Source organism: Bacteroidetes bacterium GWF2_43_63 (genome assembly GCA_001769275.1).
Classification (GTDB): Bacteria; Bacteroidota; Bacteroidia; order Bacteroidales; family DTU049; genus GWF2-43-63.
Genome location: MEOQ01000016.1, coordinates 15,839 through 29,257, shown reverse-complemented (window position 1 = coordinate 29,257; position 13,419 = coordinate 15,839). Strand labels below are relative to the sequence as shown.

Here is a 13,419-nt window from a genome sequence, read left to right as displayed (position 1 = left end):
AACAGAATTATTAACATATTTTGTTGATAACTGTCTGAAATTAAAAATCCAAAAAATGATTTAATCGTTTTCAGTGTTTCGAACACTCATGATTTGTAATCCGTGACAGTGAACAGCCATGCAGAAGCCTATTCTTCAACGCACTCAGGTCGCTTTGCGACGCAGAGAGGTCGAAGAGTACATTGCGTTTCTAATGCCCGCACGAGCCGTGCTCATGCTCATTGCAAGTGTCGCCTCCATCGGTGAGATTGCCTGCGAGATATTGTTTCACGGCTGCTTCAGCATTGCCTGAGCAACCGCGGATTACCTGAATTCCGACATTACCAAGTACATGAATGGCGCCTTCGCCAATGCCACCAACCAGCATTATTTTCACGCCGTGTGTCCCAAGAACGCCAGCAATGCTCGATTTACAGCCACAACCTGTTGATTGTACATCAAAGGTTTCGGATATTGTTTTGTTTTCCGAAATATCAAAAATCCTAAAGTTTATTGAGTGACCAAAATGTCCGTCGATTTGATTATCACTTGTAAGTGGAGTTGCAATTTTCATTTTATTGTTATTTGTTTTTTTCAATTTTTTGAACGGTTGATTCTTCAGCAAGTCCGTCAGGACCAATTAAAAATCCCTTCGAATTTCTTCCGGTCATGATGATGTTCAGTCCCTGACAGGCTGATAGGTTTTGCCATTTGCAATGGATGGTTTTGCAATGCGACAGTCCGTTGATTTGAATTCCAATGCATTCTTCAGGCGAAAGCGTTGAAGAATTAATGTGCCTCATTATTAGATTCTTGAGGAAGTTATTTTCATTTCAGGCTGAGCCGCAATGGTTTTTTTCACTTTGCATAAATCAGCAACGTGAATGAGCGCTGTAACATATTGCTCCGGAAAATCTGCCGGGACCTGGATATCGATTGTAATATTGGCCGGGATACCGGTTTGCATGTCGTATTCAGCATCCTGAATAATTTTTATTCCTTCGGCTGATAATCCACGCTGGTCGCAAAAAGACTTCACATAAATACCGGCGCAGGTTCCAAGTGATGCAAGAAATAGTTCAAACGGTGTGGGGGCGCTGTTCTGTCCACCGGCTGCAACAGGTTGGTCAGTTCTGATGATGTGTCCGTTGATGTGAGCGGAAATCACTTTTCCGCCGTCGAATGTTACTTCCATGATTCAATAAATTTGATTATTGCAAAGGTCCGAAATTTATTAAGGTCATAAAATAATAATATGTGATTTAAATCATACATTGAAAGTAAAAGTAATTCAAGTTTTACAGCAATTCCGCAACCTGAGTGCCTCGCGGCTGTGTCATCACGTGAAACGTGACAAGCTGTTTCACGTGAAGCGAGCTCTCTGCGTTGTGGAATTGTTCAGGAGCCCAACGCACTCAGGTCGCATTCTGCGACGCAGAGAGGTTGGTCTCCGAGACTGCAAGCCGTCAGGTCGCCTTCAGCGACGCAGAGAAGTTGGTCTCAAAGAGTGCAACACTCAGGTCACCTTCAGTGACGCGGAGAGGTTGGACTGAAGATCTGAAATAATTATTTCAATTTGATTATCCTGGGATGCAAAAAAAATGAGAAAAGCGATTTAAGATGACTTCTTAATTTTTCCTGCTTTTACGGGTAGTTTTTCTCTCAGTGGCAGAATTTGTATTATTTCCTGAATACACTTTTTTCCACATTAAATAATCGCTTTCCGAAATCTGGCGCGCAGTCCAGGCCTTTTCAAGATTGTGTAGTTTGTCTTCGTTATTTGTTTTCATAGTACTTCCTCTTTTGTAATTACAAATATCAAGACAATTTAAAACGGAAAAGGTGTATAAAAAATGTGTGAAAACTTTGGATCCCGGCTAGTAATTATTGGAATTTGTAAAGACCGGATGCTTTTCGTTGTATTTTAAAAGAAAAAAGTAGATCATCTTTCTTTTTTTCTTTGACGATTCCAGTTGTTGCAGCAGTTCGGGGTCGTTTTCCTGCAAGTAAATTTTGAAGTTTTTATAGCAGAATTCGAAGCGTCGCCCGGTATTCCATTCCATAACGAGTTCTCTGTTGGTGATCCTTCGGTTCGGAGTGGTGGAATATGGATTGAACGGATCGTTAAATCCCGGATCAAAGTATTGCATTTCCAATACAAAATAATGAATGAGTGCGCCGACTACCTGTAGTCTGAAATAATTGTTGCCATAGCCCTGATGAATGAAAACGCTTTTGTTGAGACAATAGCCCCATGGCTGCTTCACTTCACAATCATAGGTGGTTGAAGAATCGGCACAAACTCTATATAAAAAAGTTTCTCCGGCTTTGTGTTTTACTTCGAAACCAGAATAAGCAGGCCGGTTGTTTTTGAAATCGTCGAATGTGAGGTAGATGCCATCGTTGAAGCGAAAGTCGGGATAAACCTTTGAGGAGTCAGACTGCGCACCGGCTTTGACGAAAATGAGTAAAAGGGATATAACAATCAGAAGATTTTTCATTTCAACTTAGCCATAAATTTTTCAACATTGATGATGGCCCGTGTATGAAAACCTTCGCCGGCTTTGCCTTGTTCATCAAAAACTTCGACCCAAAACTTCAGCATTTTTCCATTTATTTCAGTCAAGGCTGCTATGCAATTAATTTTCATACCAATTTGGGTAGCTTTGAGATGTTTTATATCCACCGCGGTGCCTACTGTACTAAATCCGGGTTCAAGGTGATCCAACGCCAGTTCCAGACAGGTCTTTTCCATAAATCCAATCATGGCTGGAGTGGCAAGCACATCGACCATTCCCGAACCATAAGTGGTGGCAGAGTCGGCAGAAGTTGTTATTTTCTCAAGTGAGTAGGAAAGTCCGGTTTGCAGCATTGCATTATTTTTCCTCAAAATTAAAAATAATTTCCTGCTCGATATCATGATGCAAACTTTGTCCGACCGGACACATTCTGGCGGCATGGCGAATTATCTGCTTTTCCTTTTCGGAATATTCAATACCCGGGAAATCAATTATTATTCTGATTTTTACTATTCTGCGAGGATCAGTTCCCATAAATTTTTCAACGGAAGCGGTGGCTCCGTCAATTGAGAACCCAATGGTTTGGCCGGCCAGTCCCATAACAGTGAGCATACACGATGCCAACGACGTGGCTAACAGGTCGGTAGGTGAAAATTTCTCCCCCTTTCCATGATTGTCAACCGGAGCATCTGTCTCGATTTGCGAAGAAGAAGCTGAATGTTCACAAACAGTTCTTAATTCACCTACGTATTGCACTTTTGAGGTCATGAAAAAAATATTTTAACATTTAATACTAATTTAACACCACTATGTATATATTCGAGTTAATTTTAACACTCGAAACCTACAGAATGTCCACAAAAATATATAAATTTCTTATATATATATCAATTTCAGCAATGATAGCCGTCGTTGTGGGACAAATTATTTGGACATCATATTCTCAAAAGGTTATCAGGCAGGCCGGATATACCCTGATTCAACTGTCACTTGCCAAATCAAGTCACGATTTCAATCAGGAAATTAACCGGATTGAAACCAGAGGTGGAAAAAAGCCCAGTTTCGAAGTTATGCGCTCAATGATTGACAGCGCTTTGAATGCTGAATTTGAAAGTATTATTCTCTTCGAAGACCTTGAATATTCCATATACAGAGGAAATAAGATTTTATTCAAATCAAATCCTGACATTACAGATGAGGACGCAATGAACAGCGATTTCAGCCGGGGATTTTATTATGAAAAAAACAAACCTGCGATGATGGTGAGTATTATTCCCCCTGGGAGCATCGGATATCGTCTGAATTTGTCGCATATGAATTTATGGTGGCTGATGTCGATGCTTGGTTTTGTTGTAATTGCAATAATAGCACTCATCTTGATGCGAGCCATTCAAAAAGCGAAGCAGGAAGCCAATACCAGGGTTAAAACCATCAACAACATTGCGCATGAATTCAAGACACCCATTGCAAGTATAAAGCTTGCCGCTGAAATGCTGGTGCATGAAGATGTCGCCCGGCAGCCGGATCGCGTTCACCGATATGCGGAGCTCATTCAGTATGAAATCAAGCGACTCCAGCGTCAGACAGAACAGTTTCAAAACGTGGTACTGTTGGAAGAAGGACAGATTATGCTTCGTTTCACATACATCAACGCAAATGAAGTTTTACAGAAGATGGTAAACCATTATTTGTTGGTTCGCAGCGATTATCAGGATAGGCTGTTGACAGATCTGAAAGCAGACAATGATTTTATTTATGCTGATTTGGCTCATTTCGAGAATGTGATTACAAACCTGATCGATAATGCTTTCAAATATGGCGGTGACAAAGTCAAGGTTACCATTTCTACAAGATCGATTGAATCAGGAGTGCAGATACTCGTGAGTGATGACGGACTGGGCATTGCCAAATCGCATCAGAAGTTGATTTTTAATCGGTTTTACCGGGTAACCCCGATAAACAAGCACGATATAAAAGGACACGGAATCGGGCTTTACTATGTCAAAACAATTCTCAAACAAATGGGTGCAGATATCGCGGTACATAGTAGCGTTGGGAAAGGTGCTACTTTCGAAATATTGTTTCAGTTTGAATTAAACAACCAAGAAAAATAACAACTATGGAAAAGAAAAAAGGCAGAATTCTTTTGGTCGAAGACGACCGTACTTTAAGTACACTTGTACGCGACATTCTTGAAATAAACAAGTATGAAGTTGTACTTTGCTCCAATGGCGAAGAAGGACTCGCAACATTCAAATCACAAAAATTTGACCTGATGCTGGTTGACATTATGATGCCCAAAATGGACGGAATTACAATGATTAAGGAAATACGCCGCTACGATCAGCGTGTTCCTATCGTTATTATCAGTGCCAAGGACATGAAAGACGACAAAATCGAAGGTTTCCGTGCAGGTGCCGACGATTATGTTGTGAAACCTTTCAGCACCGACGAGTTGCTTCTCCGCATCGATGCTATTCTGAAACGCGTTCAGCGCGCACAGGAAATGCTGCTCACTACCACTACAGAGATTATTGAGTTCGGTAATTGCAAACTCGATGTTGGCGAACAGAACCTGACCATTAAGAACAAAACCATGCACCTGACACGCAAAGAATGCGATCTGATTCGTTTGCTTGCCATGAAACGCAATGAACTTTTGCTTCGCGAAGTGGCTCTGAAAGCTATCTGGGGCGATGATGACTATTTCATTGGTCGCAGCATGGACGTCTTTATCAGCCGCATTCGCAAGTATCTGAAAGACGACAATAAAGTTGAAATCGTGAATGTTCACGGTCTCGGCTTTAAAATGATGATTAAGTAGTTTAATTACTTAATCAGAATCGAAAATCCCTGTTCGGTCAACTGAAACGTTGGCTGGCAGGGCTTTTTTGCATGGAGTACCCAACATTTTGGTTCTGCCGCGGCAGGATAAACTCCCCGCCCGACATTTATTTGCAAATGGGAGCGAACACGGAATTCCGCCAGTAGGCGGACAAGCTGTTGGGTACTGGGGAGAATCTTTCCCCTGACGATTCCATGTCAGCAGGCATTGTTGTCATACTCATCTTGCTGACGATAAAATGTCAGGGGAAAGCAATAAATATTTTTTGTAATTTCGCAAACAAAGCTACAAGTATGAGTTCTATTCTTATCATCGACGATGAACAACCGATCCGCAAAACGCTGCGCGAAATTCTGGAATACGAAAAATTCAAGGTGATGGAAGCCGAAAACGGCATGAAAGCGTTGGAACTGATAAAATTAAATAAATTTGATGTGGTGCTTTGCGACATCAAAATGCCGCAGATGGATGGACTCGAAGTGCTTGATAAAATTCAGGAACTGAGTGATGTTCCCGTCGTCATGATCTCCGGTCACGGAAACATAGACACTGCTGTGGAAGCCATCAAAAAAGGTGCGTTTGATTATATCTCGAAGCCACCCGATCTCAATCGCTTGCTGGTGACCGTGCGCAACGCACTCGATCGTCATTCGCTGGTAACAGAGACGCGAAAGTTAAAGCAAAAAATCTCAAAAGCATATGAAATCATTGGTGAATCGCCCGCCATCACTCAAATAAAGGAAATGATCGAACGAGTAGCACCGACCGATGCACGGGTTCTCGTTACCGGCGAAAACGGAACCGGAAAAGAATTGGTTGCGCGTTGGCTGCATGAACTCAGCGCCAGGGCAGGGAACTCGTTTATCGAAGTGAACTGCGCGGCCATTCCGAGCGAGCTCATCGAGAGCCAACTTTTCGGTCATGAAAAAGGTTCATTCACTTCGGCCATCAAACAGCGCCGGGGCGATTTCGAGCTGGCCAGTGGCGGCACTTTGTTTCTTGATGAAATCGGCGACATGAGTCTTTCGGCGCAGGCAAAGGTTTTGCGCGCATTGCAGGAAAACAAAATTACACGCGTTGGTGGCGAAAAAGAAATTTCGGTGGATGTGCGTGTGATAGCTGCCACCAATAAAAACGTGAAGGACGAAATCTCGAGAAGTAATTTCCGCGAAGATTTATATCATCGTCTTTCGGTCATCATTATCCATGTACCACCGCTCCGCGAGCGGCTCGAAGACATTCCACTGTTGGTTGAACATTTCTCCAATGACATTGCAATCACGCAGGGAAAACCCGCCAAAGAGTTCACGAATAAAGCCATTGATGAATTGAAAAAACTTCAGTGGACCGGTAACATCCGCGAATTGCGCAATGTAGTTGAACGTCTCATTATTCTTTCAGGCAAAGAAATTACCGATAAAGATGTGAAGCTGTTTGCGCGGCCGCTTGCGTAAAGCATGAGGCAGGCGGCATGCGGCGCGCAATGCGCAACGCAAAACGGCTCAACTCCTTCTTTAACCTCTTTGCGTCGTGAAGTGACCTGTCACGATAGCTATCGTGAGCGTTAAAGAAGCACACTCTTTCAAGCTCCTTCTGAGAGCTGATTGCTGATTCCTGGCAACTGATTGCTGATTGCTCACAACTGACTACTCACAACTGACAACTTTGTTGTATCTTTGCAAAGCAATTTACACTGGGGCTGTGTTGGTTTTGACAGCAGTTGTGGGGGTAAAGTAAGCATGCCGGAGGACGTCCGTATTCTCCGTAAAAACCGCGGGCAACACTATAATAACAGGCAACGATAACTCGTTCGCATTGGCTGCTTAAGCGGAATGTTTAAGCCCCGATTGTCTCCCCGGAAGCGCTGACCGACCGCGTCTGGACCGAGGCACCGCAAATGCCGGAATCGCAGATTGATATACCTTTGGTCGTCTGCTAAAAAATAAAAGGATAAGGTGCAGATAGGGCTCGTTTCTCCCCGGTTTGCATACGAAAATTAATCAGAAGCTAAGCATGTAGAAAGCTTTTCTGTCCGCTGTTTGGACGAGGGTTCGAACCCCTCCAGCTCCACAACCCAAGCCACTTTTCGAAAGAAAAGTGGTATTTTTTTGTGCTGAGGCGAGCGCCCGCGATCAGCCGAAAGCGCAAAAAAATGCCATCGGATGCAAAGCAGCCGGTGGCTTGGGTTGTAAGTCCCCCCACCAGGGCTCGGCGTAGCCAGCCCCTCCAGCGACATACACGCCGCTACGCGCGAGTTATCGACGACCTGATCAATAAGGATATGGAAAAAATTTACTCGAAATATAAGGCGGTGTAGGGTAGAAGTGGCGTAAAATGAAAGCACCCTGGTAATAGACCAAGGTGCTTTTTTGATTTTGCTAACGGCTGCGGTTTCGCGCAATAGGGGGGGTAACCGCTAAACAATGTACAAAGTCGAAATTTAAATTTTCGAAAAACTGTAATTTGAAGCACATAAACTCGGCTTTCACTAAACCGCTATTATAAGTCGTGGCCGGCACATGGTTACGACCAATTAGTTATTAGCCATTATATCTCATTTATTTTAAAGCGACCACAGTAACCAATAGAACCAGATGCATAAAGTTCAGTTACGATTTCTATATTTTTACTTTCTGGTTTATTATAAATGTCTTCATATATGATTGTTGCTTTAATAATTGGGAAAAAGCATGCAAAATCATCGCCCTCAAAGCATTCTGATTTGTCTTTAAGATTAGATAGATAGTGAATGCTAATATTTAGTAATTCAAGGTAAAGTGCAGGCATTTTTATGGGAATATAAGTGTTGCTTATGTTCACTGGTAATACATATGATAAATAGTCATGCATTGAATATTTCGTAGAAATTCCACACTGAATAAACGGGAGTGCTTCATTTTGATTTAGAAATGAAACAAATTCAGAATTATTTTTAATTTCGATTAATAATTTTGGATCAACATTTTTTCCAAGCTTATTTATTTTTTCTATAAACCCATCCATGTCATATTTGAATTTAATGTCGACTTTTTTAGCAGTCCCAAACCCAATGTTATAACAATGTAAATTAAAATCATGTGTATTAATGTCATTTCCAAATTTACGGATAGTATTATGATCCTCTGGCTTATTTGTCCAATGAAGAGGCATGATGATTTTTTCTTTCTCAACTCCAATCACATTATATGAAATACTATCAATAAAAAGGTGAGGTCGATAAGTGTTTTGCCTTTGTCTTTTTATCTCTCGTAAAGTCCAGTAATAAATGATTGCGGCGGCAATTGTTGCAAGTGCGCTTAAAGAGGCTATTAATATGTTCATTGTTTCTTGTCCCATTTGATTATCAAAGTCTAATTTGCGTCAATGAATTGTTCTGACAATTACGCTTAACGTTTTGCGGCTTTGCGCTCGGACATGTTTTCGAAGCACAAAGCTCCAAGTTTGCACATCAGCTCGCCTGACGCATTACCCGTGTTAGTAGTAATGATTTATCATATTTCAACAAAATAATACACCCTATCTTCACTATATAAAGTACGCAGATTTGTATATTTTAATTTTAACTTATTCTCTGATTCAATATGACCGTCATAATAAGATTCCCCACCACCATAATTGAAAGATTTTATACTGCAAAATATACTACTGCCATCAACTTTATATATTCCTAGTTCGTCCCATGATCTATCTAACCATTTAATGATTTTATTTGCATCACCTTCACCTTCATCGATTACTGAGACTGATACTACGACATTATCAGAATAAAAGCGAAGATATTTTCTTGACCCATCTACAGGTTCTGTCCGATATAACCCGTCATATCTTATTTTATATATTGTTTCTGTTTTAGTTTCAGAGTTTGTTTTTTCTTGTTTGTCACCTGAACTAACTCCACAACTCGTCAAGATTGCTGTAACTAAAAACAATGCTTTGTAAATTGTCTTTATTGCTTTCATTTTCTCTGATTTTAATTTACTAATATCGTTCGCATACGCCCTACAAATATATATATTGTACCAATATAAAATGTAAAATTTACGACTAAATCTTGGAAATTATCATAAAAGACTAAAATACAAATAAATACCAACGTTGGCTGCGGTGCCTTTCTGAAACAATAAGTATCTATTCATCTACACTTTATTGGCTGTGACGCTAGGTTGCAGTGGCGAAACATGAGAGCACCCTGGCTAAAGGCCAAGGTGCTTTTTTACCACAGGATTTCATCTGGGCATTCATTAGTGTATGTGGAATGCGTAGAAGGCTAATAAGTGGCACAAAGGAAGAAATGAAATGCCACATTTGCATTGAGCATCCGAGGGGAGCCAACGTTAGATATCATTATTATTTATATAATCTAACTGGCTTACAGAAATTCTTAGTTATTTTAAACGTACCTTTCCAATCATAAACTGAAGATTTGGCTGTGAAGTTATAAGTTCCGGCTGGTAACCTTATTTTCAAGCTGGCGTCTGATTCTATTCCACAAGAGGGAATGTAATCCGTGTCAGTAAAGTATTTTGTTAATTGTCCTACATAATAACCTTCAACATAAATACTTATAATTCCCAAGTTATTTTGATTTACATAAAATATCATTGTTCCTTCATCAGAATTATCAGCATATAAATCAAAATCAAAATCTGTTGTTTCATAGTAATCACTCAGGTCAATATTTAGAAAGCAAAAATAATTTCCAGAGCAATCACCTTCCATTAAACTAAAATTTTTTACACTTGGAGGAAGTCTATCAAACCCAACTAAAAATCTTGTTTTTGTCCCATTATAAACTATGCGAGGATTATCTTTATCAGGCATATCAGTGGTTGTTGCATAATAAATTTCTCCTGTTTCCAGATCAACAAGCCTATAATCTTGCAACCATATAGAAGTATATCCTTGATTATCATTTTCATATTCATATGTAAAGAAAAAGATTGAATGTTCTTTAATATTTGCAAAATAGTCCAGACTTAACCCAGGTTTGTCACGTTTAACAATCCCAATATCAAAAATTTTGTCTTTACCATAATAGTTAGCTTCAGTGCTATAACTTGATTTATTCTTAGTGCTATATAATGATGATATGGACATCGCATATGTTTTTTTGACACTTATGAGTAGCTCTAAATTTGATTTTGGAATTGCGAAATTCAAATTTTGTCCATCAGCAAGTTGACCAACAGATATCCCGATTAATTCCCCGTTAGAATTTAAAACTGGTCCGCCACTACTGCCCGGAGAAATAGGGGCGGTTATTTGAATTAGCTGATAGCCTTCAAAGTCCCTAAGCCCGCTCACAATACCATCGGAAATTGTTGCTGGAAGCCCCTTGGGACTACCAATAACATAAACTTTTTGACCAGGAGTTGCAGTTGTTGAGGAGAACTTAATTGTAGGTTTATTAAGTCCTGTTACTTTTAATAAAATAAGGTCGACTGATTCGTCAGCCGCCAAATAACCTTCAATTTTATATTTTTCAGTAGAATTATTTAAATAGCAATAAGCTGTCGTTGCCCCTTCAATGACGTGATAATTTGTTGCAATAATATTTTCGCCAACGAAAAATCCTGAACCAAGACCAATATCCGTTTCTATTGTCACGGTAGAATTAACGGTGTTCTTGTAAATAATTGTTGCGTCCTGGGCTTTTAATGTCCAAAAAAAACCACTAAGAATTATTAATAGTAATGTTTTTTTCATTGCGCTTCTTTTTTTTATTATCATATTAGCGTACCCTGACAAAAGACAAATATAGCAATTGTATGTAAGAAAATCCATAACCGCGTCTAAAAAATATTTATTTTATATCAACTTGTATTACAGGTTGCTAATTGATGCTTCTAAGTCGCATGCCGGCTATTTATTTTTTCTACATGGCAAAAAATGAAAGCACCATGGTAATAGACCAAGGTGCTTTATTGATTTATAATTAAAACTTACTCCTTTATGTATAGGAATTTAATCTTTTTTTCAAGACTGCTTAATTCATAGATTCTATCGTGTGAATCAATATTGAAGTAATGCAGACCAGACGATTCCGAATCTGACTGTAATCTTGGTTCATGGATTTGTAAAAGTTGATGCTGAACGTACAGTGTTTGAGCTGTAGAAGCATCTAGTGTATCTGCAGGTTTAATCGATTTAAAATAATCGAAACAAAACATAAAAGCAGCATTTAAATCATTCACATTGTCCTTTGTTATCCATGTTTTTTGAGGAACATGAATAAGCCAATCCCACACTAAGTGACCACCATAATTACGAACAGCCCAAATAGAATCAATGGGAATATGATATTCCATTGCTGGTGGGAAAACACCCGTAATACCATTGTCATCCACAATCCAATTCCCAAATTTTACTGTAATTGTCTCCATAGAAATAATAATTAAAATTTAACATTAGACTTTATGGTTAAGCAAAGGTTTAATTGTACAACAAAAACACCCCAACTCTCGCCAAGGTGCAATTCTGAAACAGACAAACATTTTAAACTACGCCAACACCTTGTCAGTTGTAGTAAAGCTGGCCCCTCCAGAGCCTTACAGGCATTGAATGATAATTCGCTCTGTGTTTCGGGAAAATTTATTCTTCACCACAATGCCCCCCGCAGCCACATTCTTTCCCTTTCGCTTTTTCGAATGCTTCGCAGCCTTCGGTGAAGGAAAAATAGATTAAACCGGCGGCTCCAATCACGTCGGCATAAGCAAAGCCGGTTAATTCATAAATCAGGCTGGAGGCGAGCAATACCAGCGACATGTACACACAAACCTTTGTGCAATTGGCATCGGCTATAATCGGGTCGGAATGCAGTTTTTTGCCAATGCGTTTTTTGGCAAGCATCAACCAGATCATCACTGCAATTGAAATCAGTGAAATGATCACGCCCCACAAAGTCGTTTCAGGCTTATGTTGCGAAATCAGGTTCAGGACAATGCCAGCCAGCAATCCGGCTGATAAAAAATAAAACGAAAAGCCGGTAATTCTCAATGCTGTTTTTTCAAAATCACTTCTGGTGCTTGCCGGATTTTTTCGGATACGAAGAATCATAATGGCTATGCCGATGCCCGACAGGACCTCGATAAAACTATCGACTCCAAAACCAAACAAAGCCAGCGTTTCGTCCTGATAGCCGAAATACATCGAAATAATTCCTTCGGCAATGTTGTAGAAAATGGTGAACAAGCTAAGCGCGAAGGCTTGCTTGAATAGTTTTGATTCTGTATTTTCATGCTGAATCATGCGTTCAATTTTTTTGTTTTCAGACGAAGACTGTTGCTGACGACCGATACTGAGCTCAGGGCCATGGCTGCTCCTGCAATCATCGGATTGAGCATAAAGCCCCAGACAGGGTAGAGAACCGCAGCTGCAACACAAATATAGCAATTGCGCTTATGTCTGTCTTTTATTCGTAATGATATTTACGTTTCATGTTGTCAGAAACCTCAGAGGAAAAGTCAAATTTATCTATGGCGATGTCAAGAAATTTTCTCACAGAGTCCCTTTGCCCAAGTTTGTCGAAACAGCTGAGAAGATTACCGTATATTTTTGTGTTCTCTGGATTCATTTTGTAGGATATGAGTCCGACATTAATTGCCTCTTCGCAGCTGTCAAGTTTGCCGAGAATGTAACACTTGCTATTTAAATATTCCCATTTGTCACCGCAAATTTCTATAGCCTTATTAATTGAATTTAATGCGTCATTCCATTTGTTTAATTCGCAGTAATCCAGTGCAATATTGAAGTGTACTTTAGGTTCGGAAGGATTAATATCTTTTGCTTTAAAGTTGTAAATTAAAGAGGAGTCATAATTTTTTTTATAATAATAAAATGCACCAAGCCGTAAGTTTAATTCAAAACTGTCTTTGTATTGCGAATTAGTATAAAAGTCACTTAGCATGCTGTCTAAAGTTGAGAATTTTTCCGCTTCGCCACTGTTGCAAGTACGATTGTCAGTGTGCACATACCTTTCGAGTGGTGGATATTCCTTTGTCTTGCTGTTGTTGCAAGCAATAAGAAATATTGTCAGTAAGATAATTGCCCAAAGTTTCATTTTCTTTTTAGTGTGAA

General features: G+C 39.8%; 15 protein-coding genes and 1 other RNA gene. 4 read left to right on the top strand and 12 right to left on the bottom strand.

From position 1 onward, the window contains the following. Positions 1-190: 190 nt before the first annotated feature. The 6 genes from A2W93_11950 to A2W93_11925 all read right to left on the bottom strand — a co-directional run bounded on the left by A2W93_11950 (position 191) and on the right by A2W93_11925 (position 3,266). On the bottom strand, positions 191-553 hold the full coding sequence (locus tag A2W93_11950; GenBank protein ID OFY55456.1) for a hypothetical protein: 363 nt from the start codon (positions 551-553) through the stop codon (positions 191-193). A 7-nt stretch (positions 554-560) separates the two neighbouring features. Next, on the bottom strand, positions 561-782 hold the full coding sequence (locus tag A2W93_11945) for a hypothetical protein (protein ID OFY55454.1): 222 nt from the start codon (positions 780-782) through the stop codon (positions 561-563). Positions 783-784: 2 nt separating this feature from the next. Next, positions 785-1,174: an osmotically inducible protein OsmC gene (locus tag A2W93_11940; GenBank protein OFY55453.1), complete on the bottom strand. Its 390-nt coding sequence runs from the start codon at positions 1,172-1,174 to the stop codon at positions 785-787. 682 nt (positions 1,175-1,856) lie between these two features. Then, positions 1,857-2,480, bottom strand: a complete 624-nt coding sequence (locus A2W93_11935) for a hypothetical protein (GenBank protein ID OFY55452.1) — start codon at positions 2,478-2,480, stop codon at positions 1,857-1,859. Next, on the bottom strand, positions 2,477-2,851 hold the full coding sequence (locus tag A2W93_11930) for a hypothetical protein (protein OFY55455.1): 375 nt from the start codon (positions 2,849-2,851) through the stop codon (positions 2,477-2,479). The genes A2W93_11935 and A2W93_11930 overlap by 4 nt, the downstream gene beginning before the upstream one ends. A 4-nt stretch (positions 2,852-2,855) precedes the next feature. After that, positions 2,856-3,266, bottom strand: coding sequence for an osmotically inducible protein OsmC (locus A2W93_11925; protein ID OFY55451.1), 411 nt, complete (start codon positions 3,264-3,266; stop codon positions 2,856-2,858). 41 nt (positions 3,267-3,307) lie between these two features. Between A2W93_11925 and A2W93_11920 the strand changes: the two genes are divergently transcribed. The 4 genes from A2W93_11920 to ssrA all read left to right on the top strand — a co-directional run bounded on the left by A2W93_11920 (position 3,308) and on the right by ssrA (position 7,416). Continuing rightward, positions 3,308-4,612: a hypothetical protein gene (locus A2W93_11920; protein OFY55450.1), complete on the top strand. Its 1,305-nt coding sequence runs from the start codon at positions 3,308-3,310 to the stop codon at positions 4,610-4,612. 5 nt (positions 4,613-4,617) lie between these two features. Beyond that, positions 4,618-5,322, top strand: coding sequence for a two-component system response regulator (locus A2W93_11915; GenBank protein OFY55449.1), 705 nt, complete (start codon positions 4,618-4,620; stop codon positions 5,320-5,322). Between the two features lie 314 nt (positions 5,323-5,636). Next, positions 5,637-6,797 carry a Fis family transcriptional regulator gene (locus tag A2W93_11910; GenBank protein ID OFY55448.1) on the top strand — a complete coding sequence of 387 codons (1,161 nt, stop codon included), beginning with the start codon at positions 5,637-5,639 and terminating at the stop codon, positions 6,795-6,797. Positions 6,798-7,038: 241 nt separating this feature from the next. Continuing rightward, positions 7,039-7,416, top strand: a transfer-messenger RNA (tmRNA) gene (ssrA, locus tag A2W93_11905). 474 nt (positions 7,417-7,890) lie between these two features. On the opposite strand, the gene A2W93_11900 is transcribed toward ssrA, so the two are convergent. The 6 genes from A2W93_11900 to A2W93_11875 all read right to left on the bottom strand — a co-directional run bounded on the left by A2W93_11900 (position 7,891) and on the right by A2W93_11875 (position 13,402). Then, positions 7,891-8,679, bottom strand: coding sequence for a hypothetical protein (locus A2W93_11900; GenBank protein OFY55447.1), 789 nt, complete (start codon positions 8,677-8,679; stop codon positions 7,891-7,893). A 155-nt stretch (positions 8,680-8,834) separates the two neighbouring features. Further along, the gene (locus tag A2W93_11895; GenBank protein ID OFY55446.1) at positions 8,835-9,302 is read right to left on the bottom strand and encodes a hypothetical protein; all 468 of its coding nucleotides are present in this window, start codon (positions 9,300-9,302) and stop codon (positions 8,835-8,837) included. Positions 9,303-9,690: 388 nt separating this feature from the next. After that, a complete protein-coding gene (locus A2W93_11890; protein ID OFY55445.1) occupies positions 9,691-11,073 on the bottom strand; it encodes a hypothetical protein in 1,383 nt (460 codons plus the stop codon). Positions 11,074-11,285: 212 nt separating this feature from the next. Beyond that, positions 11,286-11,726 carry a hypothetical protein gene (locus tag A2W93_11885; GenBank protein OFY55444.1) on the bottom strand — a complete coding sequence of 147 codons (441 nt, stop codon included), beginning with the start codon at positions 11,724-11,726 and terminating at the stop codon, positions 11,286-11,288. Positions 11,727-11,934: 208 nt separating this feature from the next. After that, positions 11,935-12,591 (bottom strand): hypothetical protein, encoded by a 657-nt coding sequence (locus A2W93_11880; GenBank protein OFY55443.1) that lies wholly within the window; start codon positions 12,589-12,591, stop codon positions 11,935-11,937. A 163-nt stretch (positions 12,592-12,754) separates the two neighbouring features. Then, positions 12,755-13,402 (bottom strand): hypothetical protein, encoded by a 648-nt coding sequence (locus A2W93_11875; GenBank protein ID OFY55442.1) that lies wholly within the window; start codon positions 13,400-13,402, stop codon positions 12,755-12,757. Positions 13,403-13,419 lie beyond the last annotated feature (17 nt).